Below are 24758 nucleotides of genomic sequence, written 5' to 3' on the forward strand. Positions count from 1 at the left end.
GGTGACAGCATGACAAATAAATTATTTAGCAGCTTAGAAGAAGCCGAAGATTTTCTTAAGGAGCAATTTGGTGACGGCGAATCATTTGACGTTGGGATTAAGCATTTATTTGTCAAAGATTTGCCGGTTCTTTGCGCCTATATTAGTGGCCTTGTGGATGGCGAAGCCCTAACACAATTACTTTCAAACATGCTCCCTGATGAGGACTATGACATCGATGTGGAGGATGAGAAGGAGTATTTTGAGTCCTATTTTAACTTTCACGGACGTTCAGAGGAAACCGAGCGTAAAGCTTATTTATTAGCCATTTTAAGCGGGCAAGTGACCTTTATTACTAAAAGTGGCTATTGCTACATTGCCGAGCTCAGAAACTATCCAGGACGTTCCCCTGAGGAGCCCGACAATGAAAAGGTAATACGTGGCTCAAGGGATGGTTTTACAGAAGGAATATCTCAAAATACGGCTTTAATTCGTAGGCGTATTCGCAATAGTAATTTACGTTTCGAGCTACATAAAATATCCAAAATCGGCCAAACCGACGTCGCAATAGCGTATATGAAGGATATTGCCAATGAAGATATGCTCGAAAAATTACGACAGCGCCTTGACCAGATTAACCACGATGGTTTAACAATGGCTGATAAATCATTAGAAGAATGGCTGTTTAAGCAAAAATTCCATCCAGTTCCGTTTGTTCGTTACACGGAAAGGCCAGATATTGCTGCGGCGCATTTACTGGAAGGGCATATCGCCATAATGGTAGATACTTCACCATCTGTTATTCTTGTGCCAATTACAATTTTCCATTTACTGCAGCATGCGGAGGAATATAGACAGGCGCCATTAGTTGGAACATTTGTACGTTTTATGCGGTATTTCGGCGCTATTATGGGTTTACTTTTATTACCTTTGTGGTATGTATTTGCAACAAATGAATCATTGCTGCCAGAGGCTCTTTCTTTTTTAGGGACCCAGGAGAAATCGCATGTACCCTTATTACTGCAAATACTTATTGCAGATATTGGTATTGAATTTTTGAGGATGGCCGCCATTCATACCCCAACACCGCTGTCTACTGCGATGGGCTTGGTTGCGGGGGTAATTATTGGTCAAATCGCGATCGATGTGGGACTATTCTCAGCAGAGGTTGTACTCTATACAGCGGTTGCAGCTATTCTCATTTTTATTATCCCGTCCTATGAGCTAAGTATCTCCATAAAAATATTTAGGCTGTTCTTATTGATTATGGTAGGTATTTGGGGCGTTAATGGTTTATTCATTGGCATATTCTTAGTGTTTACGTATTTATGTTCATTACGACCAATGCAGGCACCATATTTTTGGCCGCTTGTCCCATTCTTCCCAATGGCGATGCTACGTGTTCTTATTCGTTTCCCAATGACGGCAGATGCATTAAGACCTTATGTAGTTGCTTCCAAACAGCGAAAAAGATCATAGGAGCCGTTGCACTCGATTTTTTCATGTGATAAAGTTCACATATAGTATTTTGTGATTTTTGCAAAAATTATTTTCATTCAGCAAAAGGGAGGTTTTATACATAGGCCACTTGAAGCTGGATGAAATTAATTTTTGGTGGGACTACTTTATTACCATAGGGTAGATCCTACCATATTTCTGTAAAAGTGACAGAATGGAACGAAGTGAAAAGGGAGAGATGCACATGCATTTATATGGAACACAAGCGATTTCTGAGAATGGTCATTTAACAATTGGACAGGTAGACACACTAGAGCTTGCCAAAGAGTACGGTACACCACTTTTTGTGTATGATACTGCACTTATTCGGAAGCGTGCTCGCAGCTTTATCGATACGTTTAAAAAACTAGGCGTAAAAGCAGAAGTAGCTTATGCTTCAAAGGCATTTGCATGTGTAGCTGTGTATCAATTAGCAGCAGAAGAAAACCTATCTTTGGATGTTGTATCAGGTGGAGAATTATTTACAGCTATAAAAGCAGGTTTTCCAGCTGAGCGCATTCATTTCCATGGCAATAATAAAAGCATTGCAGAATTAGAGCTAGCTTTTGACTCCAAAATCGGTTGTATTGTTGTAGATAATTTCTATGAGATTCAGCTTTTGAAAGAAATATCTGAACGTCGCCAACAAAAAATGCGTATATTACTACGTGTTACACCAGGGGTTGAAGCACATACGCATGATTTCATTACGACAGGTCAAGCTGATTCAAAATTTGGTTTTGACTTAAACAATGGTCAAGCGGATGAGGCATTCCAACAAACATTTAACCATGAATTCTTAGAGCTATTAGGCTTACATTGTCACATCGGCTCACAAATTTTTGACACTGCTGGCTTTGGGTTAGCAGGAGAAAAATTGATTGACAAAATTTCTGATTGGAACAAGGCTCACGGATTTACATGTACTGTGTTAAACTTAGGTGGGGGCTTTGGTATTCGTTATACTGAAGAAGATGCACCGCTTGAACCGCAAGTATATGTAGAGGACATGATTACAGTAGTGAAAAACAAAGCAACTGTACTTGGACTAAAAATGCCAGAAATTTGGATTGAACCAGGTCGATCACTTGTCGGTGATGCAGGAACATCTCTTTATACAATCGGATCACAAAAAACAGTACCAGATGTGCGAAAATATATTGCAGTTGATGGTGGGATGAGTGATAACATCCGCCCAGCATTATATGACGCTAAGTATGAGGCAATCATTGCAAGTAAAGCGAATGAACCGAAAAATGAAATTTATACTGTTGCTGGTAAATTATGTGAATCTGGCGATAAATTAATTATTGATGCTAAACTACAAGACGCAGCTTCAGGTGATGTTTTAGCCATTTTCTGTACAGGTGCATATGGTTATTCTATGGCAAGTAACTATAACCGTGTTCCTAGACCTGCTGTTGTATTTGTAGAGAATGGACAGCATCAATTAGCTATTCGCCGCGAAAGTTATGAAGATATTGTGCAAAACGATCTCCCGCTAACTTTAAAAAAGGGTGAGTAAATTTGAGAAAGAATAAATGGGTATTACTAGCATCCATTTCAACTTTTATTGTGTTGTGGGGTATTGTCTATTGGGTGTTGGCGTCTAAAGGAATTCTCGGACCTGGTTCGTAAGACAGAAATTGGCTTGCGGTAAAAGTACAAATCGTGTAGGATAGTCAAAGATTATGTACAGCTAGAAAAAGAGGGAATAGACAAATATGTTAATTCGATATAAAAAAGCTTTAGAGAAAATAGCAATGGGGCTACTTTCGTTTATGCCGAACGAAAAAGACGTAAAAAAGCTTACCGAGACCATCCACTCCTATGAAAATGATGATAACTGGGTTTTATACTTATGGAAAAAAAATGATGAATACGTTGGCATTGTTGGGCTGGTAACAGATGAGAATAATACTGCTACGATCCAACATGTATCTGTTGTGCCTTCCTATAGAGGCGAGGGTGTTGCGAAGGAAATGCTTCAGGAAATAGGAGTGCTAGGTCAATATGAACATGTACGCGCGACAGATGAAACACGTCAATTAGTTCAAAAATGTATCAATTGCATCGAAAAAAAAGCAGACGAGTAACATCGTCTGCACATACTGTAGACAAAAGCCATCGAGCATTCACACTCTCGATGGCTTTTGCTATTCTCAATTGGTAATTACTGTAGAGATAACGACTCTAAATGACTACGTCTCATCCCTTGAATAGTACTTGGGTTATCAGCGTTTTAGCATCCCAAAAGTTTCGTTGATTGAAACAAAGCCGACTCCTGCGGAAAAAGCGAGGGAATCGAAATTCAGGATATCACGAAGCTAAGGAAGCGATGAAATCAGCACATCTTCGCCAGCGGTGCACGTAGTGGAAATTAACGTCTACCTTTTCTTTGTTTACTTTCTTGTCGCTCTGCAAGTATATGTGAGCGATCTCTTAGCATATGCTTATGAAGAAGATAGTTTGAGTTACTATAGGGTAAAATTTGTATACGGGCTATTGTTAATTCCAGCAACTTAGGTGAAAGGGGGAGCTGGAATGCATGAAAGGACTTGCCTGTTTGAATCGCGGCAAGACAATTTTTTATTTCTGTCAGGAGTTGATAGTAACTAATTTCATGGAAAAAGATATGATCTTCATTTTGTTGAAAATTATAAAGTGCTTTTTCTAAAATTCGTATAGCGCCAGTATCATTACCACGCCGCCAATGATATAAGCCTGTTGCAAGTTGTACATAGCCAACCAATGGGTGCATTTTATCACCATACGCGATTTCCTTCCAATATTCCTCAAGCACTTCATGGCATTCAAAAAAATCCTGATTGCCATTAAAATAAGCGCAGTAATCAATAAATAAAGTATGATGCTGTGGATGCATTTTGAACTCCTTTCCACTATACTATAAGAACATAGAATCTCAGGGTGGTAAAATTATGTCTTACGAAGTAAAATTAGATGCCTTTTCAGGGCCTCTTGATCTATTATTGCATTTAATTCACAGGTTGGAAATTGATATCTATGATATCCCAATGGCTGAAATCACACAACAATATATCGACCATATACATGCCATGCAAGTATTGGAGTTAAATGAAGCAAGCGAATATTTAGTAATGGCCGCAACACTGCTAGCGATTAAAAGCCGAATGCTATTACCTATTCATGAGGGCGAAATGGAAGATGCCGAATTGGAAGTTGATGGCCCAGACCCGCGTGAGGAACTGGTGCAACGATTAATCGAGTATAAGAAATATAAGGAAGCTGCCAGCAATTTGCAAGAGCTTGAAACAGATCGAGCGCAGGTATTTACAAGGCCACCTGCTGATTTAACCGGCTTAGCATCGGACGAACAAATGGCTTTGTTTGATTTGAATGTGAATATTTATGATATGCTTGGAGCATTTCAAAAATTGATGCGTCGAAAGAAATTAAAGAAACCTCTTAAAACGACAGTAACGAGGCAAGAACGGTCAGTGAAGGATCAAATGCGTTCGGTTGTAGATTCTTTGCGATTAACAGGTGGACGTGCATCATTTTTCGAGCTTTTTCCCTATGAAGATAAGCCGACACTTATTTTGACGTTTGTATCCCTTCTTGAATTGATGAAACGTCAGGTCGTTATCGTAGAGCAAGATGGTAACTTTGAAGAATTAACAGTTACCTTACAGAAGGAGGAATGGGAAAATGACGAAAACATTGATGTTACAGAGTAGAATTGAAGCCTTATTGTTCGTTGTCGGAGATGATGGCTTAACAATTAAACAACTTTCTCAGCTGTTAGGTGAACAAGATGAGATGATAGTACAGGCAATGGATGCCTTGCGAAAAGTCTATGAGGAAGATTTAGCTAGAGGAATAACTGTGAAAGAAATGGCAGGCGTTTTTCAGCTTATTACAAAATCAGATTTAGCAGATACTATTCAAAAATTGGTAGAAAATCCAACTGCACAATCCTTATCCCAGGCTTCTCTTGAGGTTTTAGCGATTGTAGCCTATAAACAACCAATTACTAGGGTAGCTATAGAAGATTTACGAGGTGTAAAATGTGAAAGACCTATACAGACTTTAGTATCAAGAGGGTTGATTAAAGAGGTAGGGCGTTCAGAAGGAACTGGACGTGCTATCCTATATGGAACAACTAAAGAATTTTTACACTATTTTGGTTTAAACAGTGTAGAGGAAATGCCACCTCTGCCAGAGGAGGAGTTTGCAGAAACTGAGCAAGAAACCGATTTATTTATGACCAAATTCCAAGAAGCTTTTAATGGTGCAAAGTAATGTATAGGAATAATGCATAACGACCAACATAAATCTATACTTTCCTATCATATTGAATAAGGAGTGGCTCGTTGCTTCGGTTATTTCGATTAATAATGTTGATGATCATTGTGTTAATGGTAATACTTCCTCAATCAAGCTTTGCGAGAGGAGGAAGTGGCTATGCGGTCTTAGATGGAGAGACAGGTCGCGTGTTAATAGGTTCAAATAGTAATGAACGGCTACCAATTGCTAGCTTAACGAAAATTTGGACGGCACTTGTGGCTATCGAAAATAGTGATTTGCAAGAGGAAGTTGTCATCTCACCAAAGGCTGCCATGGCTGAGGGAAGTTCTATTTATTTGCAGGCAGGCGAAACGGTAACCGTAGAAACGTTATTATATGGTTTAATGCTTCGTTCAGGCAATGATGCTGCGACAGCTTTAGCAGAGCATGTAGGGGGTTCTGTTGAAGGCTTTGTCAAATTAATGAATGAAAGAGCCGTTATTGCGGGTCTTACCAATACGGTTTTTATGAACCCCTCTGGCTTACATCATGAAGAGCATTTATCTTCTGCAAGAGATACTGCTGAGATGCTAAGAGTCGCTTTACAAAATAAAACATTTGAGAAAATTGCCTCAACGGTTCTTTATAAAGCGAATACGGTTAACGGAATGCTATGGGAGAATAAGCATCGACTATTAAGAGAAGGCTCAGGGATGGCTGCGGAAATTGATGATGAAACAGAACAACCTGTGAGTTCTTTAAAATCTGCTACTGGAGTTGCCTATGCTGGTAAAACAGGTTTTACAAAGGTAGCTGGTCGTACGCTTGCAACAGCCTTTCAAAAGGATGGGCAAACCTGTATTGTTGTCACGTTAAATGAATCGGATGATTGGAATGTTCATCGAAGCTTTTCTAATCAAGTGTGGAGAGATTACGATCTTGAAACAGTGGTGAAGAAGGGCAAATACAACGTTAATAAAAAATTGGCTATTCGATTAGAAGAGCCTGTTCGCCTGCAATTAAATAAAGAGGAAAAAGAGCAAGTGCGGCAAGTTTTACACGTTTCAAGAAAACGTCAGGAAGCTGTCTTATCAATCTTTTTAGGTGAAGAACGTATTTATGCAATACCAGTAAAAGTTGAATCAGCGGATCGTTGAAAAAACGATTTGCTGATTTTTTTGTTATATAACCGGTTGAACTGAATAAGGATATATGATGCGAGAATATCTATTTCCTTAAAATTAATCTAATCAAAGCTTAGCAACTTGGGGTAGCAATGGAAAAATATAAAATTACTCTTGATTACGTTCAAAATAAGAGTGCAAACAGAGCATATAAACATTTTTTTTAAAACGATTTGCTTACTGGTAAAAAGAGTATACTACTAGAAGGGTAAAATAAAATTTTTATTCCTACTATTGCTAAATGTGCTAAAGAAAAATTATTACGAATACTCCAACAATGATTGTGAAATTTGTTTTTCTTTAATATTGCGCTAAAGTATGACATAATTTTCACAGATTAGCGGGAAAATTAACCCTATTCAATTGAACGAGAAATCGATTTTCAACGAAATTGTTAATGTGAAAGAAAACTAGAGGTGAAGAAATGGAAAGATTACAGAAAGTCATTGCTTATGCGGGTGTTGCTTCGAGGCGAAAAGCAGAGCAATTGATAGTAGAAGGTAAAGTAAAAGTGAACGGTATAGTTGTCCGTGAATTAGGCACAAAGGTGTCTAACTCAGATACAATTGAAGTGGAAGGCGTAAAGCTTGAAAAAGAAGATAAAGTTTATTTCTTACTTTATAAACCACGTGGCACTATTTCGGCCGTGACAGATGATAAAGGACGCAAAACTGTCACAGATTTATTTCATCATATTCCGCAACGTATTTTCCCAGTGGGTCGTCTTGATTATGATACATCTGGATTATTGCTATTAACAAATGATGGAGAATTTTCCTATATGTTAACGCATCCAAAATTTAAAATTGACAAAACGTATATCGCACGTGTCAAAGGCATTCCAACAATTGAAGGTCTGAAAAAGCTTCAACGTGGTATTAAATTAGAGGATGGAAAGACAGCACCAGCCAAAGTAAGTATGACATCCTTTGACGAAAATGCTGGCAAGGCAATTTGCGAAATTACGATTCATGAAGGCCGTAATCGCCAAGTTCGACGTATGTTTGAAGCTATTGGTACACCAGTTGTCAAATTAAAACGTGAACGATTTGCCTTTTTAGATTTATACGGACTTGCACCAGGTGAATTCCGTGAATTGTCTAAGCATGAAGTCAAGCAATTGCGTGTGTTAGCAGAAACAGGGAAACTGGATTAAAAGAACTTGCCAGAAGAAAGTGAGGATACTTTAAAAGGAATAAAAACTATTTTCACTTTCTTTTTGGTGAAATCGTTCATAAATCATTCATAATTAATAGCTAAGTGTTTTTGTATCATTTTGCTATAATAGGTGAGAATAGTACGCCTAGTTACATTTTAGCCAGAAGAGCTTAACACATCGTTGACGTACAATTTTCATAGATGTTTTTACATACGTAAAGACGTTTATAAATTGAAAAAGTTCTATGCTAAAGTCTTTATAATGTAAAAAGCTTCATGTCTACAATGTTTACGCAAAGTCGTAAATGATAGGGGGTTTATTAACTTGGAGAAAAAGAAAAAGCGTCTCGTACTACGAACGGTCATTTTAGCAGTATTAGCATTGGCAATCGGGTACACGGTTTATGGAACAGCAACAAAGGAAAAAGTAGAGTTAGTAGCAGTTGGCTCAGAAGCACCTGACTTCACGTTAGTAGATTTAGACGGTGAAAAACATAAATTGTCGGATTATAAAGGACAAGGGGTATTTTTAAATTTCTGGGGAACTTGGTGTAAGCCATGTGAAAAGGAAATGCCTGCGATGGATAGACAGTATCAAATATTTAAAGATCAAGGTGTACAAACTTTAGCGGTTAATATCGCTCAAACGGATTTTGAAGTACAGAATTTTGTCGATCGATATAAATTGTCTTTCCCGGTAGTTATCGATAAAACAAAAAGTGTTATGACTGCTTATAACGTAGGTCAACTACCTGCTACAGTGTTAATTGATCCAGAAGGAAAAGTCGTAAAAATTATTACTGGTGAAATGACAGATGCAAATATTGCTTCGTACATGGAATTAGTGAAGCCGAAATAAGGAGTAAATGACGATGGAAAAAATCATTTGTGCTTGTGGTCATAGTAACCCTTACGGCACGAAGCTCTGTGAGAAATGTGGTCGTCCTTTAACGGAAGAAGAGAAGCAAAATAAAGTTGTTGATATGCGTTATGACGGTACTGCCATTCGTTCTAAAACGTATAACAAATCGATTATCGACAAAATTTGGAATTTCTTCTCTAGTGTTAAAGTTGGTATATCTTTAATTATTATCACATTAATTGCTGCTTCAATCGGAACATTACTACCACAAGAGTTTTATGTAAAAGCCTCTGATATAGAGAAGGGAGCTTATTACGCTGACGTATATGGTACGTTTGGTAAAATTTATTACACGCTAGGACTCTCAGATTTATACAGTTCATGGTGGTTCCAAATTTTAGTTGGTATGCTAGCTGTATCAATTATTGTAGCGAGTCTAGACCGAGGAATCCCACTCTATAAATCACTAAAGAATCAGCGTGTTAAAAGACATGAAAGCTTTATGAAGCGTCAACGTATTATTGGTGAAGGTCAAATAACGGCTGACGCAGAGGAGACGCTTGATAAAGTGGCTCAAAAAATGACTGAAATGAGATACTCTGTTCGTCGAGATGGTAGCGCTCTCTTAGCTGAAAAAGGTCGCTTTTCTCGTTACGGTCCGTACATAAACCATGTCGGTCTCATTATCTTCTTAAGTGGGGTTATGTTACGTCTTATCCCAGGATTTTATGTTGATGAATCAATATGGGTCCGCGAGGGAGAGACACGTGCTATTACTGGCATGGACGGTTATTTCATTGAAAACAAAGATTTTATTTTAGAAACTCACGATAATGAACCTCAAGGAGAGCAAGTAAAACAGGGTGTTAACGTGGTTGCTAAAAACTTCCAAACTGATATTACGCTTTACAAACAGCCTAAAGATGCAATCCCTGGCGATACGGAAAATTTAGAAAAAGTTAAAGATTATTCGATTCGTGTCAATCACCCATTAAAAGAAGATGGCTTCGCTCTTTATCAAATGGATTATCGTCTGAATGAATTAAAGCAAATGAATTTTGAATTAATTAATAAGGCGAGTGAAAAATCACTTGGTAAAGTGGAAATTGATTTAACAAATCCTAAAAAAGAATATGATTTAGGTAATGGGTCTTCCGTGCAAATTCTAGTTTATACACCAGATTTTGATGGCTTTGAAAATGGAGAACCTCAAACAAAAACATCGATTCCAAATAATCCGGCATTTTTATTTAAAATGACTACGCCAGAAACACCAGAAGGCGAAGTAAGTTTTGTGGAAATTATGCAGCCACCACTAGAACCACTGGGCGAAAATAAATATAGAATGAAATTTGCTGCTGCTGAGATGCGTGATATGTCAGGTATTACGGTCCGTAAAGATAGTACAATTCCTATCTTATTTGTTGGTGGAGTTATCTTTATGATTGGTGTCGTAATTGGATCATACTGGAATCACCGTCGTTTATGGCTTCAAGTTGAGCCGGATGGCCGTGTTTTAATGGCTGCCCATGTTAATAAAAATATGTTCAGCATGAAGAAGGATTTAGATGCTGTTACAGCATTTGCTGCATTGCCTCCGTACAAAGATCAGTTAGAGAAAGAAGAGGCTGGCGAAGAGTCCACGGATGGTGGCATTAAAGAAAAGGAAGGTGACAACACCTTATGAGTTTGATTGACATAAGTGGAAACCTGTTATTTGTAGCTTTTATTGCTTATTTAGTTGCGACGTTATTATTTGGTGGTTCCATTAAGCAAGGGAATGCTACGGGTAAAAACACGGGTAAATGGGGTAAGCTTGCCATTGTGGTAACAATTATTGGATTTGTATCACAGCTTGCCTACTTTATTACACGATGGATTTATACTGGACATGCGCCAGTAAGTAATATGTTTGAATTTACAACTGCCTTTGGTATGTTCATTGTTGGTGCGTTTATTTTAATTTACTTTATTTATCGTTTATCTGCACTTGGATTAGTAGCATTACCAGTAGCACTTTTAATTATCGCTTATGCTTCGATGTTCCCGAAAGAAGTAAGTCCATTAGTGCCCTCATTACAAAGCCATTGGTTAACAATTCACGTAATTACAGCGGCATTAGGGCAATCTATTTTAGCGATCAGTGCTGTGGCTGGACTTATTTACTTATTAAAGGTTGTAGATTTAACGAAGCCTTCTAAACAGCGATTTTGGTTAGAAGCCGTTATGTACTGTCTTGTAGTAGTTGTTGGGTTTGTCGCTGTGACATCTACATTCAGTGCAATGGATTATGAATCTAGCTACAATTATGTGGATAAAGAAGGAACTACACGTAAAATTATTTACAATTTACCACCTGTATTCGGTATGAATGAGTATGAGGTGGTTGAAGAGCATGGCATGTCACCAATCGTAGAAATGCCAGCATTAATTAATGCGAAGAAATTAACAACTGTCTTCTGGTCATTATTAGTAGGGTCAGTATTTTATTTATTAATTCGCTTAATTGCACGTCGTCGAATAAGTGCTATTTTCCAACCACTTGTGAAGCGTGTTAACTTACAATTACTTGATGAAATTGGTTATCGTTCAGTGCTAATTGGTTTCCCTGTATTCACCCTAGGCGCTTTAATCTTTGCGATGATTTGGGCGCAAATTGCTTGGAGTCGCTTCTGGGGTTGGGATCCTAAGGAAGTATGGGCTCTTATTACATGGTTATTCTATGCGGCATTCCTACATTTACGTTTATCAAAAGGCTGGGAAGGTCAAAAATCTGCTTGGTTAGCATTAATTGGTTTCGGCATTATTTTATTTAACTTAATTGCTGTTAACTTAATTCTTGCAGGTTTACACTCCTACGCATAACCTGTGAAACAACAAGCCTTTTCGCTGTAGCGAAGAGGCTTTCTTTTCTTTTCAATATGTGTCACACCATGTACAATAGAAGTTAGAGAAAGATTGGAAGAGAGGGATCGTGAAAGTGTCAGAAAATATTTCAGTATTAGTAGTAGATGACGAGGATCGTATTCGCCGCTTATTAAAAATGTATCTGGAGCGAGAAGGTTACCTTGTTGACGAGGCAGAAAATGGTGAACAAGCGATCGAAAAATCTTTAGAAAAAGAATATCACTGTATTTTACTTGATATTATGATGCCTGAAAAAGATGGGCTAGAAGTGTGTGCAGAAATTCGTGAACGAGCAGCAACACCTATTATTTTATTAACTGCTAAAGGTGAGGAAGCTAATCGTGTTCAAGGCTTCGAACTAGGAGCAGATGATTATATTGTAAAACCATTTAGTCCTCGTGAGGTTGTGTTACGTGTGAAGGCTATTTTACGTCGTTCACAGGCATTCTCACCTACGACAAATGCATCCTCTTCAAAAGATTTAGTGGTGTTCCAGCATTTGATGATCGATCATGATGCACACCGTGTAACGGCTGAGGGCATTGAGGTTAATTTAACACCAAAAGAGTATGAATTACTTTACTTCTTAGCGAAATCGCCAGACAAAGTATTTGACCGTGAACAACTACTAAAAGAAGTTTGGCATTATGATTTCTTTGGTGATTTACGTACAGTTGACACACACGTAAAACGTTTACGCGAAAAGCTCAACCGTGTTTCTGAAAACGCTGCTAAAATGATTGTGACAGTTTGGGGCGTTGGTTACAAATTTGAGGTTGTCAATGAATAGAATATGGAATAGTGTTGTCGGGAAGCTATGGGTAACCATATTGCTTCTCGTTTCATTTGTATTATTTGTTTTCACGGTATTAATGCTTGAATTTCTTCAAAACTACCACATGCAGCAAGCAGAAATATCTTTACGTCAAACGGCTGCCACTGTGGCAAGTATAGTGGATGACAATGAAACAGCTGAATCGACTTCGGAACTATTAAAAGATATTTTACCTAAAGGCACCAATGCACTAATTGCAATTAGCCATGTAGAGGTATCCTTTGCCATGCAAGAGGGTGTCAATAAAAAGAAAATTCAAGATACCATTTTGGCGAATAAATCTTTCCGTGAAGTCTTTCAATCAGACGAACCCATTATTAAAGAAATGATGATGCCCTCCTCTACAGATCCAGAGAAAATGGAATCTTATGTAGTGCTAGGCTTCCCCTTGAATGTAGAAAATGCTGTACATGGAGCAGTTTTCATCTATCAGAGCCCCGATGCTCTACATAAAACGTCCAAGGAAACGACGAAAATTGTCTTTTTGGCAGCTTTCATAGCATTTGTCTTGACGACATTTTTTGCGTTCTTCTTGTCTTCTCGTATAACTTCACCACTTAGAAAAATGCGTGAACTGGCATTTGAAATTGCAAAGGGGAATTTTGAAGCAAAAATGCCTACCACTCAAAATGATGAAATTGGACAGCTGGCAGTTGCCTTCAACCAAATGGGTCGTCAATTAAAGCATAATTTAGAGGTTATCAATCAAGAAAATGAACAGCTATCAAATATTTTGACATCCATGACAGATGCAGTGATTACGTTTAATCGTGACCGTACAATATTATTAAGTAATCCACCAGCAGAACGTCTAATGCAAAAATGGTTTGTAAATAAAGGCTCACAAAGTGCTAAACCAATACCGCCAGAGCTTTATCATATGCTGGACCATGTACTCATGTTTGAGGATAAGCTAGAAGAGGAAATTGAAATGGATGGAAATTATTATACTTTTACAATTAGCCCTCTTTATAGTGGAGAAATCATTCGAGGGGCAGTCGCGGTTATTCGTGATATGACAGAACAACATCGCCTAGAAAAACTTAGATCTGATTTTATTGCGAACGTCTCTCATGAATTGCGTACTCCTATCGCCATGCTTCAAGGTTATTCTGAAGCATTGATGGATGATGATTTTATTCAAGATCAGGAAGAACGTAATGAAATTACAAAAATTATTTATGATGAATCCAAACGAATGGGTCGCCTTGTCACTGATTTATTAGATTTAGCACGCATGGAATCGGGGCATATGACGCTCTATAAAGATGAATTACCGATTAATTCTACATTTGAACGTATTACTCAAAAATTTGCACAGGTGGCAAAAGAGAAGCATGTTCATCTACTATTCGATAGTGAATTTAATGACGACGCTATGATTAATATAGATGAGGATCGTATCGAGCAAGTACTCACGAATTTAGTCGACAATGCATTAAGACATACAGATGAGGGGTCTGTCACGGTAAAAGTAGAAAAGGAGCCAACATTTGCTAAAATTTCTGTTCAAGATACAGGACATGGTATTCCTCAAGATGATTTACCTTATGTCTTTGAACGCTTTTATAAAGCGGATAAGGCACGTACTCGATCTAAGGGTGGTACGGGACTTGGCTTAGCCATTGCACGAAATATTGTAAAGGCACACTCAGGAAATATTATGGTAGATAGTGTGCTTAAGGAAGGTACAACCTTCACATTTTATTTACCGTTCGATTAATAACAGGGTTTTGTTATTAGTTGGCTGTAACTTCTGCGAAAGTAAGACGACAAATAATATAGAACGGGGGTGGAGTGCATTGAATGACTCCGTGTTCCATCGACTTTACGATGCCTATCATCAAGACGTGTTCCAGTTTCTAATCTATCTAGTAAAAAACCGTACACTTGCTGAGGATTTAGCGCATGAGGTTTATGTAAGAGTATTGCGCTCATATGATCAATTTGCAGGCAATAGTAGTGAGAAAACATGGCTTTTTGCAATAGCCAAAAATGTTGCGATTGATCATTTTAGAAAGCAAGCTGTTCGTCAGAAGCATTCGCTTGATTTCTTTGACTGGGAAACGGAACAGCTCCATTCAAACACACCATCACCGGAGGAAATGCTACAGGCCAGTGATGAATTTATGCAAGTAGCGTCAGTATTAGAAAACTGTACTGGCGACCAAAAAATGGTCATTATTATGCGTTATTTCCAGGATTTATCGATAGCAGAAACGGCGCAAATACTTGATTGGACAGAAGCAAAGGTAAAAACAACCCAGCATCGAGCCATTAAATTTTTAAGGCAACAGCTACAGCCGATCAGAGAACAGGAGGCGAAACGGCAATGACACATAAGCCATTTGATGATGAGCAGCTTGAACATGTACTGAACAATGCCCCTAAGCTTTCTGACCACCGTTCGAAAGAAGATATATTAAATCGGTTAATGGCAGATGCTCGCTTGCAAGATAATATCCACCTTCAAGAAGCTATGCAAGAACCTATAGAAGATGAACCATCTCAACAGGAAGATCCTATCATTAAAAAGCCTGCGACAAAATCGAAGGTACGTAATATGCAGATTTTTATGAGTGTAGCCGCAGTCTTTGTGCTAACAATACTCGTTGGCACAGTATGGAAGAATAATCAAGGTGAACAAAAAGATCAAGCGAGTATGCCTGAAACAGCTCAGTATTCTACGATGCAAGAGGATTCAGCGGCAAAGGAAGCGGCAACGCAGGATGAAATGCTGGATTCCAAAAGTATTGTCGCGGAGCATGAGCGCATTTTATCTTTACGTACCTCTGTCTACGAGGAGGATGTAAAGGATGCTGTCGTTTTCCGTATTGGTTTGGCAGGACGCGATGCGGAAAGTGTTCCTATGACGTATGTTATCCCAAATGAACGTGTGGCTACTGATTTTGGAGGAGAGAAGCCTTCTACCTTACGGATGTATGAAAAGTATGCTCCGCAAATTGACGAGGAGGCTAAAGGGTTTACAGAGTATCATCCTTATAAAGGTGAGCTGAAGGAGAAGGATGATAAGCTCATCCATGTCTTGCCAAAGGAAAATGACTATGATGTTGCCTCTGCTACAGTTAATGAATACAAAGGCACAATGGAAGATACCTTCTCGGACTCTGAATATTCCGAAGTAGAAATACAAAATGAAGATGGAACACCCTATGAGTTTTCTCAAGAAGGTGAGCCAAATCAAGCGATGTCTTTAACTAATGCCAAGCGTTATAATTATTACTTGTACCAAGATACTAATGGTGCAGAATATTTATCACCAGATTTCCGTCAAACTTTTGAGACAGTTACAGAAGCACTTACACAGATGAAAAATAAAAATGATGATGTCTATACATCCGTTGTGCCTGAAAATGTGACATACACAGTCAAAGAACAAGAGGAAGGTGTAGTTGTTACCTTTGATATTCCGCTTGATTTAACATCTATGGAACCAATACGAGCAACTCAATTAATTGAGGCCATGATGTTGACTGCTGCTAGCTTTAATCAGCAGCTACTTTTAGATAATGTTGTGCAAGAAAGCTGGGAAGGGTTTGATTTGAAGGGTTATTTACCAAAGCCAGTGGGACCAAATAAACAATTTTTACCATAGTCGAAAGAAGAATAAAAAAGAGAGGCATTCCCATATAGCGGGAATGCCTTTACTGTTTATAAAACATAGCAATTTAATCGGATTTTTTTGAGCAGAACTATTTACTTTTACTTCATAATTCATTATAGTAAAGCTGTAGTATAAAATAATATGATTCATCTTCGGGGCAGGGTGAAAATCCCGACCGGCGGTAATAGAGTGGTAAATCGCTAGTGAATTTATTCATTAGCTCGATTGATTTATTTTTAACTCTTCAGCCCGCGACCTGTGCGAATTTTCGCATGGCTGACTTGGTGGAATTCCAAGGCCGACAGTTAAAGTCTGGATGGGAGAAGATGAAGGTACGATCGTCATTCATTGTCATGAAATAAACTATGACCGAGCGCTTTTTTGTATGGTTTATTTAACGGTGCTCAAAAATTAGTTGATGAGGACGTTTATTCGTTATGCCTTTCTCCCTTATGCTTTATTAAACGCATAAGGGTTTTTTCATGAAACAATTGAAAGATCGTCACCTTTCTTCTTGCGAGATTGAATCAGCAAAGAGGAGAGAGCTTTCTATGAAGAAAAATGTCAAACTTCAATCGTTTATTACGATTGGCATGCTGAGCAGTATTTCGTTTTTATTAATGCTTTTTAATTTCCCAATTCCACCATTCCCAGCATTTTTAGAAGTGGATTTCAGTGATATGCCTGCCTTACTTGCAGCAATCACGATGGGACCTGTAGCTGGTATTTTAGTAGAGTTGTTTAAAAATGTGTTGGATTGGATTTTCTCAGGCACTCCAACAGGCGTTCCCGTAGGGCATATGGCTAATTTTGTAACAGGTATTTTATTTATATTGCCAGTAAGCTTTATTTTTAATCGCTTTAAAACAATTGCTGGTCTTGTTGGAGGTTTAGCAACGGGAACAGTTGTGATGGCAGTAGGAATGAGTATTTTAAACTATGCTGTATTTTTACCAATGTACACTTACTTTTTAGGTATGGAGCCTGTTGTAGGTGATTCATTATATAAAATGATTGTCGCTGGTATTTTACCATTTAATATTGTCAAAGGAATTTTATTAACGGGTATTATGGCGTTATTATTTACAACAATGCGTAAATGGATTGACCGCCAGCGTTCTATGTATATAACAAAATAAATTGTACTAAACCTCGAGTGAAGAACTCGAGGTTTTTTTATGAGATGAAATGGTGGAAGGAAAATAGAAAAAGGTAATAGGTTGTCGAGATATCACTAGTTCTTTTTTAGTAATACCTAGTCGAGAACTCTATTTTCATGTAGAATTAGAGATGAGTTTAGAATGTTTGAGGAGTTTGAAGAGATGAGTGGAAAAAAAGGACAGTGGTCTAGTAAGTTAGGATTTATTTTAGCATCAGCGGGTGCTGCAATTGGACTAGGAGCGATTTGGAAGCTCCCGTATGTAACTGGGCAAAGTGGTGGAGGCGCGTTTTTCTTAATATTTGTGCTATTTACATTATTAATTGGGCTCCCGATGCTATTATCTGAATATATATTAGGGCGAGGTACGCAGTCTGAGGCAATCACTGCCTATAAAAAAATTGCTCCTACAAAGCAGGGGTGGGCATGGATTGGCCGAATGGGTGTTCTCGGATGTTTTTTATTACTAACATTTTATAGCGTTGTCGGGGGCTGGATTTTTATTTATAGTGGGCTAGGATTAACAGGTGCTGTCATTGACCCAGCTATTGATCCTGCAGAGCTATTTGGAAAAATAATTGGTACACCTTGGATTACGCTTGTAGGTTTAGCTTTGTTTACATTAGCAAATGTACTTGTTATTTCATTAGGAGTCCAAAATGGTATTGAAAAGGCAAATAAATGGATGATGCCATTGCTCTTTATTATGTTCATTGTCCTTGTGATACGTGCTGTCACATTAGATGGCGCCATGGAAGGGATAAAATTCTTTTTATGGCCTGATTTCTCGAATATTACAGGGAAATCTATATTAGAAGCTTTGGGGCAATCATTTTTTGGATTAGCAGTAGGATTTTCTTGTCTTGTTACATACAGTTCCTACCTCAAAAAAGATGTAAGTCTTCCGAATTCGGCAGGCTCCGTAGTTATGCTGACGGTACTGGTTTCATTTTTAGCCGGACTAGCCATTTTCCCGGTTGTTTTTGCTTTTGATTTAGAGCCGGCAGCAGGGCCGGGCTTATTATTTATGGTGCTACCAACAGCATTTAGCCAGATGCCGTTTGGGGAAGTATTTTTAGCGATGTTTTTATTATTGTTCTTATTTGCCACATTAACGTCTTCGTTTAGTTTATACGAGATTATTGTAGCGGCATTGATGGAAAATAGTCAAAAAACACGTCTTGTATGGACTTCATGTCTTGGTGTAGTCGTATTTCTCGCAGCCATTCCAGCATCCCTTTCCTCTAGCTTGTTAGCTGATGTATCGGTTTTTGGAAAGAACATATTTGATGCAACTGACTTTTTAGTATCTAACTTAATGCTACCATTGGGGAACTTGTTTATTGCTATTTTTATTGCCTATGTAGTGGATAAGGAATTTGTAAGAAGAGAACTGTTAATGGGAAGTCATATGGGACAGGGATATTATTCAGCCTACAGATTGTTAATGTTGATTATAGTACCTGTTGTCATTCTGGTAGTGTTCGTTAATATGCTTTTACAATATTAAAAAATAAAATATAAATTAGGTGTATCCATTTAGTTAATGGGTATACCTTTTTTTATGTATCGAAAATCAAGATGAATATATTCTAAAAAAACGATGTTATAAAACCTTACATGAATGTTGCTAAATTTTAAAAAATGATGTATTTTTAAAACAGTCATAAAAAAGTTGTGTTAATTAAATTTACATTGGAGTGGTGGAAAATGAAACATTATACAAAAGAAGGTATTATACGCCGAGTGAAGGAAGAAAATGTGAAGTTTATTCGCCTACAATTTACTGATATATTAGGTACGATTAAAAATGTAGAGATACCTGTGAGCCAATTAGAAAAGGCATTAGACAATAAAGTCATGTTTGATGGTTCTTCGATTGAAGGTTTTGTACGTATAGAGGAATCAGATATGTATTTAAGACCAGACTTTAATACATTTGTAATTTTTCCTTGGACAGCTGAAAAAGGTAAGGTGGCACGCTTTATTTGCGATATTGCAAGACCAGATGGAACACCTTTTGAAGGGGATCCACGATCTAATTTGAAGCGCGTTTTAAAGGAAATGGAGGAGTTAGGCTTCACTTCCTTTAACTTGGGACCAGAGCCAGAATTTTTCCTTTTCAAGCTGGATGAAAAAGGGCATCCGACACTTGAACTAAATGACAGCGGAGGATATTTTGACTTAGCTCCGACAGATTTAGGGGAGAATTGTCGCCGTGATATTGTTTTAGAACTAGAGGGGATGGGCTTTGAAATTGAAGCTTCTCACCATGAAGTTGCACCTGGACAGCATGAAATTGACTTTAAATATGCTAGCGCCATCGAAGCATGCGATAATATTCAAACATTTAAATTAGTCGTAAAAACGATTGCTGCACAGCATGGGCTACATGCAACATTTATGCCTAAGCCACTATTTGGAGTTAACGGCTCTGGCATGCATTTTAACCTATCGTTATTTGAAGGGGATAAAAATGCCTTCTATGACGAACACGCAGAACTTCAATTAAGCGCAACAGCTCGTAGCTTTATGGCAGGTATTATCCAGCATGTACATGGCTTTACTGCTATCACGAATCCACTGGTTAATTCTTATAAACGATTAGTTCCAGGCTATGAGGCCCCATGCTATGTTGCATGGTCTGCTCAAAACCGTTCGCCACTTATTCGTATTCCAGCAGCTCGAGGATTATCAACACGTATTGAGTTACGTTCAGTTGATCCTGCAGCAAATCCTTATTTAGCAATGGCTGTAATCTTAGCATCTGGACTTGACGGCATACGGAAAGATTTAACGCCTCCAGCAGCGGTAGATCGAAATATTTATAAAATGAAAGGTCCAGAGCGTGAATTAAATGGTATTGATAGTCTACCATCTTCATTGGAACACGCATTAATTGAATTAGAAATGGATGCAGTTGTACGAGAAGCTCTAAGTGATCATATTTATGAAAAGTTTAATAGAGCCAAAGAAATAGAATGGGATAAATACCGTACACGGGTCCATAACTGGGAGCGTGAGGAATATTTAACGATGTACTAAAAAATATTGGAGCTTATTTTGCTCCAATATTTTTTTACTGACTTTGATACCCTTTTGAACTATCATGAAAGAAAAGGGGTGTGGGCAATGACACAAACGACTCAAGTTGTGACAATCCAAAACAACGATATTGTGCAATTTGAACATGATATTAATCGGGCTTTATTAGATTTGAGTTACTTTTTCATACTTGATATCAAGTACAATACCCTCTATATCGGCGAACAGACGGTCATCCATTCTGCCTTAATTATTTATCAGCATCAAGAAGAGAACAGCCAATAATTTTATATGAAAAAAATCGGTCATGTCGAGAGGCGTGACTTTTTTTATTGACATAAACATAAGAGAAATGGTCGATCTTTTAGGAATGTTAATGGTAGTAGTGCGACCTCATCTTTAGATTTCCATGCAATATCATACATTAATTTATTCAAGATTAAGAAGGGTCATTTGTCCGCCAATTATGATGGCTTCAAAGTAACAGACTTCTACAGCTGCATTAGATTTATCATCGATACTACCTGTAGCCTAATTCTTCGTATACTTCATGATTACAACATGCTTGGAAATTTCCCATTGCCCCCTTTTCATCTGAATTCTTTTCTTCCTCATTTGGTAAGATACGATGATGACACTCCTTGATTTAAGGACAAATAAAGGCCTTGTCCGTTATTATAAATATAATGGTTGTTTTTCGATAGTTAGTACAATGGATTTTAGTGGAGAAAGGCGAAAATCGTATGTAAAGTAACGAAAATAGAAGGAGTGTTAGTGATGAAAAACTGCTTCTACACATACCTGTCCAAAGTTAGCATAAAAAGACAGGCTGGAAAGCATTAACTATTTTAAGATGGTATCAGGGAGTGAGAGCAATGAGTTGGATTGAGTCGATTCAAAAAGCCATTAATTTTATGGAAGATCATTTATTAGAAAACATAACGATTGAACAGATTGCACAGGAGGTTAATTCATCTGTCTTCCATTTTCAGCGAACGTTTGCGATTTTAACGGATATGTCCATTGCGGATTATCTACGACGGAGGAGATTAACATTAGCGGCTCAGGAATTAATGGATACAGATCAAAAAATAATCGATCTCGCCTACAAGTATGGCTATGAAACTCCTGAAGCTTTTACAAAAGCGTTTCGTAAACAGCATTATGTAACGCCGAGTGAAGCGAGAAAGAGGCAAGGACCACTAAAATCATACAATCGCCTGGTGATTCAGGTAAGCTTGAAGGGAGCAGAACCAATGAAGTATAAAATCGTAGAAAAAGATAAGTTTCAAGTTGTTGGGGTGAAAAGAACGTACAATTGCCAAGACGGAGAAAACACTCGGGAAATTCCATTGTTTTGGCAGGAAATCAATGAGAGTGGCTTCGATCATCAGCTATATCAATTAAATAATGGCAACATCAATGGAGTATTAGGTGTTTGTGTACCAAATACAAACCAAGGACAACAGGGCTTCATTGATTACTGGATTGCTACAAATCATGTAGGTGATGTGGGAGAGGATCTATTAACGATGGAAGTACCTGCATCAAAGTGGGTTGTGTTTGAGGTGCACGGGCCAATGCCAGATGCTATGCAAAATACGTGGAAACAAATATATTCAGAGTGGTTCCCCTCCAATCCATATGAGCCAGCAGGAACGGCTGAGCTTGAAGTGTACCCAGAAGAGGATGCGTATAGCCCCGATTCATACTCAGAAATTTGGATTCCAATTAAATAGCGTTAAAGTAATAAAGCCAAGAATGCTAAACGAGTGCATTCTTGGCTTTACTTATGCGCGAAAGGAAAACTATTCTTTTTTTAGATACCATAAAGATGTAAATGAAATATATGTTTTGAGATTAACGTTTTTATTTTTATCGTACTATATTTTGATGAGGGGGTTAACGATAAGAGGTATGATTCAAAACAAACGTGTAGAAATTTCTAAAAATGAAGCGCGGCAATTTTGGAAGATGGGGAAAGTCGCGTATGTTGCGACAGTTGATGAGGAAGGATATCCTTATGTAATTCTATTTGTTTATGTGTATGAAGGAAAACTTTATTTGCATATTGGTAATATTCTAGAAAGCCATTTTTGGTCCAATATTAAACAAAACCCTAAAATCAGTATAGAAGTAAGTGAAATGGGCGATTTACACCCAGGGAAAAAATATTCTTACCAATCTGCACTTGTCTACCAAAGTGTAGTGCTATTTGGATAAGGTGTAAGAATGGAAGAGGAGTCAAAGAAGGAATGGTTCTTTGATGCGCTTTTAGAGAAGTATGGTAATCCTGAATGGATATTTGAAAAAGAGGGCTATCCAATTATGCCTAAAATAGAATTATTCAAAGTACAAATAGAAAAGTTAACGGGGAAAATTAATCACGGCATGTATCACTAAGCAAAAAGCTAAGAATGATTAGATAACCATTCTTAGCTTTTTATATTACTCTTTACATAGTACATATACTTGTAAATTTTTTTCAGTGCTATCGTAGCCCTGCAAAATAAAATTCAATTTCTGTAAGACTCTGATGGAATTGATATTCGCCGCATCGACCTTTGCTATAATTGTCGACATGTCCAAATGTGTAAAAGCTACATGGATTAAAGCGATGATACCTTCTGTGGCGTAGCCTTTGCCCCAATGAGTCTTCGCCAAGTCATAGCCAATTTCTGCGGTAGCATTATCGTAATCCACGTTATGAAATCCACAGGAGCCAATGATATGATTACTTGTCAATTCAATGATGGAATAGCGAATGGCACGATGTTCATTAGCTAATTGATTTAGTAATTCAATCATGTCTAGCGCCTGTTCTTCGTGTGTAAAGCTTGAGATATTCATAAATTTCGTCACAGAAGGATCTGACCAAATCGACCATAAACTTTTAGCGTCAGCATTAGCTACTTTTCGTAATAATAATCTTTCCGTGTTCATACATTCAATCAATACTTTTACCTCCAAAATTTTAATGATGTTGGATGAAAAATATTGCTATCTGTGCATAATTCAGTCCCTTCAAATAAATCTATATTTTATTATAGAAGATAAGGTACATAATGCCAATAAAAAGGGGGAAACATCGTGATAAAAGTTACAGTTAATCATTATCCGAGCATTAAACGAAATATTAAAAGGGCTCCAACATTTGTTTATAGTGTTCTCGATCAATTAATAGAAGGAACAGTTTATACAGATACAACTTTATTTCAAACGCTATTAATACATACAAAATCAGGAATTTATTTTGTGTATGGTAATTCAACTACTAGTGAAATTGATTGTCAGCTTTCCGCCTGTCTCGAGCAATCTATAAAGCAAGGGGAGCGTTTTACCTTATTTTCATATTCAGAGCAATGGAATACTAAAATTGAACAACTGCTAAAAGGACAGCTAAGAAAACTAGAACGCTATACATTTACATTTAATAAAAGCTTGTATGATGGTAGAGATGAGCAAAAAGTATCGAATTTTGAGGTGATGTCAATTACTCGACATCATATAAAAAAAGCGATGGAGTTCACCCATGCTTACTATGATGAATATTGGGATTCTACAGCTAATTTCCTGACAAATGGATTTGGTTTTTGTTTACTACATAAAGAGCAAATCATTAGTGAAGCTGTCTCTATTTTTACATCAAACGAATATGCGGAAATTGATATTATGACAGATTCGAATTTTAGAGGTCAGGGATTGGCTAGTTTGATGGCGACAACATTTATCAATCATTGTTTGGCCAACGAGCTAAAGCCTTGTTGGGATTGTGATGTTACAAATAAAGCATCCATTTACTTAGGTACGAAGCTGGGCTTTACCGATCCACTAAAATATGCGATTTATACAAGAAAAATAGCCCACGTTGTTTTCAAAACACCGTGAGCTTTGTTGTTAAAAGAAACGATTGCGTAGTTCGAATACTTGATAAAATAGTCTAGCATCTCTCGCCATCTTATTGGGTGTATGCATGTGAGGTCTGAGGCATTGCTGAAACAGTTCATCACAATATCTTATGCTACCGTAACGATCATAACATTCATCATGTAGTTTACAGCAGCTATCCACCGCATTCGTGGGCTCACCTGGTCCCGAGCAACCAGGTCCGCAGTATCGATAGCCAGGATAACAAAAACCAAATTTACGATTTCTTTTCATGGGAGAAACCTCTCTTCTGCTATGTTCTTACTATAAAGTATGTTATTTTTTTCGAGAGAATCGGATAAAAAACTATT

At 37.7% G+C, this 24758-nt stretch carries 25 protein-coding genes and 1 riboswitch; of the genes, 22 read left to right on the forward strand and 3 right to left on the reverse strand.

From position 1 onward, the window contains the following. The first annotated feature begins 9 nt into the window (after positions 1-9). The 3 genes from A2J09_RS02170 to A2J09_RS02180 all read left to right on the forward strand — a co-directional run bounded on the left by A2J09_RS02170 (position 10) and on the right by A2J09_RS02180 (position 3572). Positions 10-1458, forward strand: coding sequence for a spore germination protein (locus A2J09_RS02170; RefSeq protein WP_012293411.1), 1449 nt, complete (start codon positions 10-12; stop codon positions 1456-1458). A gap of 223 nt (positions 1459-1681) precedes the next feature. Further along, complete coding sequence (lysA, locus tag A2J09_RS02175) at positions 1682-3001, forward strand: diaminopimelate decarboxylase (RefSeq protein ID WP_031419110.1); 1320 nt, start codon at positions 1682-1684, stop codon at positions 2999-3001. Positions 3002-3200: 199 nt separating this feature from the next. After that, on the forward strand, positions 3201-3572 hold the full coding sequence (locus A2J09_RS02180) for a GNAT family N-acetyltransferase (protein ID WP_031419112.1): 372 nt from the start codon (positions 3201-3203) through the stop codon (positions 3570-3572). Positions 3573-3856: 284 nt separating this feature from the next. On the opposite strand, the gene A2J09_RS02185 is transcribed toward A2J09_RS02180, so the two are convergent. After that, positions 3857-4360, reverse strand: coding sequence for a DUF309 domain-containing protein (locus A2J09_RS02185; protein WP_012293414.1), 504 nt, complete (start codon positions 4358-4360; stop codon positions 3857-3859). A gap of 55 nt (positions 4361-4415) precedes the next feature. Here A2J09_RS02185 and A2J09_RS02190 point away from each other — a divergent pair, with 55 nt between their 5' ends. The 18 genes from A2J09_RS02190 (at position 4416) to A2J09_RS24035 (ending at position 22923) form a co-directional block, all read left to right on the forward strand. Further along, positions 4416-5195, forward strand: coding sequence for a segregation/condensation protein A (locus tag A2J09_RS02190; RefSeq protein ID WP_031419115.1), 780 nt, complete (start codon positions 4416-4418; stop codon positions 5193-5195). Further along, positions 5167-5760 carry an SMC-Scp complex subunit ScpB gene (gene scpB, locus A2J09_RS02195; protein WP_031419117.1) on the forward strand — a complete coding sequence of 198 codons (594 nt, stop codon included), beginning with the start codon at positions 5167-5169 and terminating at the stop codon, positions 5758-5760. The genes A2J09_RS02190 and scpB overlap by 29 nt, the downstream gene beginning before the upstream one ends. 95 nt (positions 5761-5855) lie before the next feature. Then, positions 5856-6902 (forward strand): D-alanyl-D-alanine carboxypeptidase family protein, encoded by a 1047-nt coding sequence (locus A2J09_RS02200; RefSeq protein WP_012293417.1) that lies wholly within the window; start codon positions 5856-5858, stop codon positions 6900-6902. Between the two features lie 451 nt (positions 6903-7353). Beyond that, a complete protein-coding gene (locus A2J09_RS02205) occupies positions 7354-8085 on the forward strand; it encodes a pseudouridine synthase (RefSeq protein WP_012293418.1) in 732 nt (243 codons plus the stop codon). 327 nt (positions 8086-8412) lie between these two features. Next, positions 8413-8946, forward strand: a complete 534-nt coding sequence (gene resA / locus A2J09_RS02210; RefSeq protein ID WP_012293419.1) for a thiol-disulfide oxidoreductase ResA — start codon at positions 8413-8415, stop codon at positions 8944-8946. A 13-nt stretch (positions 8947-8959) separates the two neighbouring features. Continuing rightward, positions 8960-10636 carry a cytochrome c biogenesis protein ResB gene (resB, locus tag A2J09_RS02215; protein WP_036161013.1) on the forward strand — a complete coding sequence of 559 codons (1677 nt, stop codon included), beginning with the start codon at positions 8960-8962 and terminating at the stop codon, positions 10634-10636. Next, positions 10633-11814, forward strand: a complete 1182-nt coding sequence (ccsB, locus tag A2J09_RS02220; RefSeq protein WP_012293421.1) for a c-type cytochrome biogenesis protein CcsB — start codon at positions 10633-10635, stop codon at positions 11812-11814. The genes resB and ccsB overlap by 4 nt, the downstream gene beginning before the upstream one ends. A gap of 115 nt (positions 11815-11929) precedes the next feature. Then, positions 11930-12646 (forward strand): response regulator transcription factor, encoded by a 717-nt coding sequence (locus A2J09_RS02225; protein ID WP_004232215.1) that lies wholly within the window; start codon positions 11930-11932, stop codon positions 12644-12646. Beyond that, positions 12639-14414 carry an ATP-binding protein gene (locus A2J09_RS02230; protein ID WP_031419119.1) on the forward strand — a complete coding sequence of 592 codons (1776 nt, stop codon included), beginning with the start codon at positions 12639-12641 and terminating at the stop codon, positions 14412-14414. The genes A2J09_RS02225 and A2J09_RS02230 overlap by 8 nt, the downstream gene beginning before the upstream one ends. A 79-nt stretch (positions 14415-14493) precedes the next feature. Continuing rightward, positions 14494-15027: an RNA polymerase sigma factor SigX gene (gene sigX / locus A2J09_RS02235; protein WP_031419120.1), complete on the forward strand. Its 534-nt coding sequence runs from the start codon at positions 14494-14496 to the stop codon at positions 15025-15027. Further along, a complete protein-coding gene (locus A2J09_RS02240) occupies positions 15024-16307 on the forward strand; it encodes a hypothetical protein (protein ID WP_012293424.1) in 1284 nt (427 codons plus the stop codon). The genes sigX and A2J09_RS02240 overlap by 4 nt, the downstream gene beginning before the upstream one ends. Before the next feature lie 153 nt (positions 16308-16460). Beyond that, positions 16461-16648: riboswitch (FMN riboswitch) on the forward strand. Between the two features lie 219 nt (positions 16649-16867). Next, on the forward strand, positions 16868-17455 hold the full coding sequence (locus A2J09_RS02245; RefSeq protein WP_031419122.1) for an ECF transporter S component: 588 nt from the start codon (positions 16868-16870) through the stop codon (positions 17453-17455). Between the two features lie 183 nt (positions 17456-17638). After that, complete coding sequence (locus A2J09_RS02250) at positions 17639-18985, forward strand: sodium-dependent transporter (RefSeq protein WP_036161017.1); 1347 nt, start codon at positions 17639-17641, stop codon at positions 18983-18985. A 200-nt stretch (positions 18986-19185) separates the two neighbouring features. Continuing rightward, positions 19186-20520, forward strand: coding sequence for a type I glutamate--ammonia ligase (gene glnA / locus A2J09_RS02255; RefSeq protein ID WP_036161021.1), 1335 nt, complete (start codon positions 19186-19188; stop codon positions 20518-20520). 87 nt (positions 20521-20607) lie between these two features. Further along, positions 20608-20805 (forward strand): hypothetical protein, encoded by a 198-nt coding sequence (locus A2J09_RS02260; RefSeq protein ID WP_031419126.1) that lies wholly within the window; start codon positions 20608-20610, stop codon positions 20803-20805. Between the two features lie 590 nt (positions 20806-21395). Further along, a complete protein-coding gene (locus A2J09_RS02265) occupies positions 21396-22259 on the forward strand; it encodes an AraC family transcriptional regulator (RefSeq protein ID WP_012293429.1) in 864 nt (287 codons plus the stop codon). A 178-nt stretch (positions 22260-22437) separates the two neighbouring features. Then, positions 22438-22743: a pyridoxamine 5'-phosphate oxidase family protein gene (locus tag A2J09_RS24030; RefSeq protein WP_227256916.1), complete on the forward strand. Its 306-nt coding sequence runs from the start codon at positions 22438-22440 to the stop codon at positions 22741-22743. Positions 22744-22752: 9 nt separating this feature from the next. Next, positions 22753-22923, forward strand: a complete 171-nt coding sequence (locus A2J09_RS24035; RefSeq protein WP_012293431.1) for a hypothetical protein — start codon at positions 22753-22755, stop codon at positions 22921-22923. Positions 22924-22968: 45 nt separating this feature from the next. Here A2J09_RS24035 and A2J09_RS02275 read toward each other — a convergent pair whose 3' ends face one another. Then, complete coding sequence (locus A2J09_RS02275) at positions 22969-23475, reverse strand: GNAT family N-acetyltransferase (RefSeq protein ID WP_036161024.1); 507 nt, start codon at positions 23473-23475, stop codon at positions 22969-22971. Positions 23476-23610: 135 nt separating this feature from the next. On the opposite strand from A2J09_RS02275, the gene A2J09_RS02280 reads away from it, so the two are divergent. Next, complete coding sequence (locus A2J09_RS02280; protein ID WP_012293433.1) at positions 23611-24408, forward strand: GNAT family N-acetyltransferase; 798 nt, start codon at positions 23611-23613, stop codon at positions 24406-24408. Between the two features lie 9 nt (positions 24409-24417). Here the strand turns inward: A2J09_RS02280 and A2J09_RS22720 are convergent, their stop codons facing one another. Then, positions 24418-24681 (reverse strand): Parvovirus coat protein VP1-like protein, encoded by a 264-nt coding sequence (locus A2J09_RS22720; RefSeq protein ID WP_080695175.1) that lies wholly within the window; start codon positions 24679-24681, stop codon positions 24418-24420. Between the last annotated feature and the right edge of the window lie 77 nt (positions 24682-24758).

Origin of the sequence: Lysinibacillus sphaericus, assembly GCF_001629735.1 — a bacterium.
Lineage (GTDB): Bacteria > Bacillota > Bacilli > Bacillales_A > Planococcaceae > Lysinibacillus > Lysinibacillus pinottii.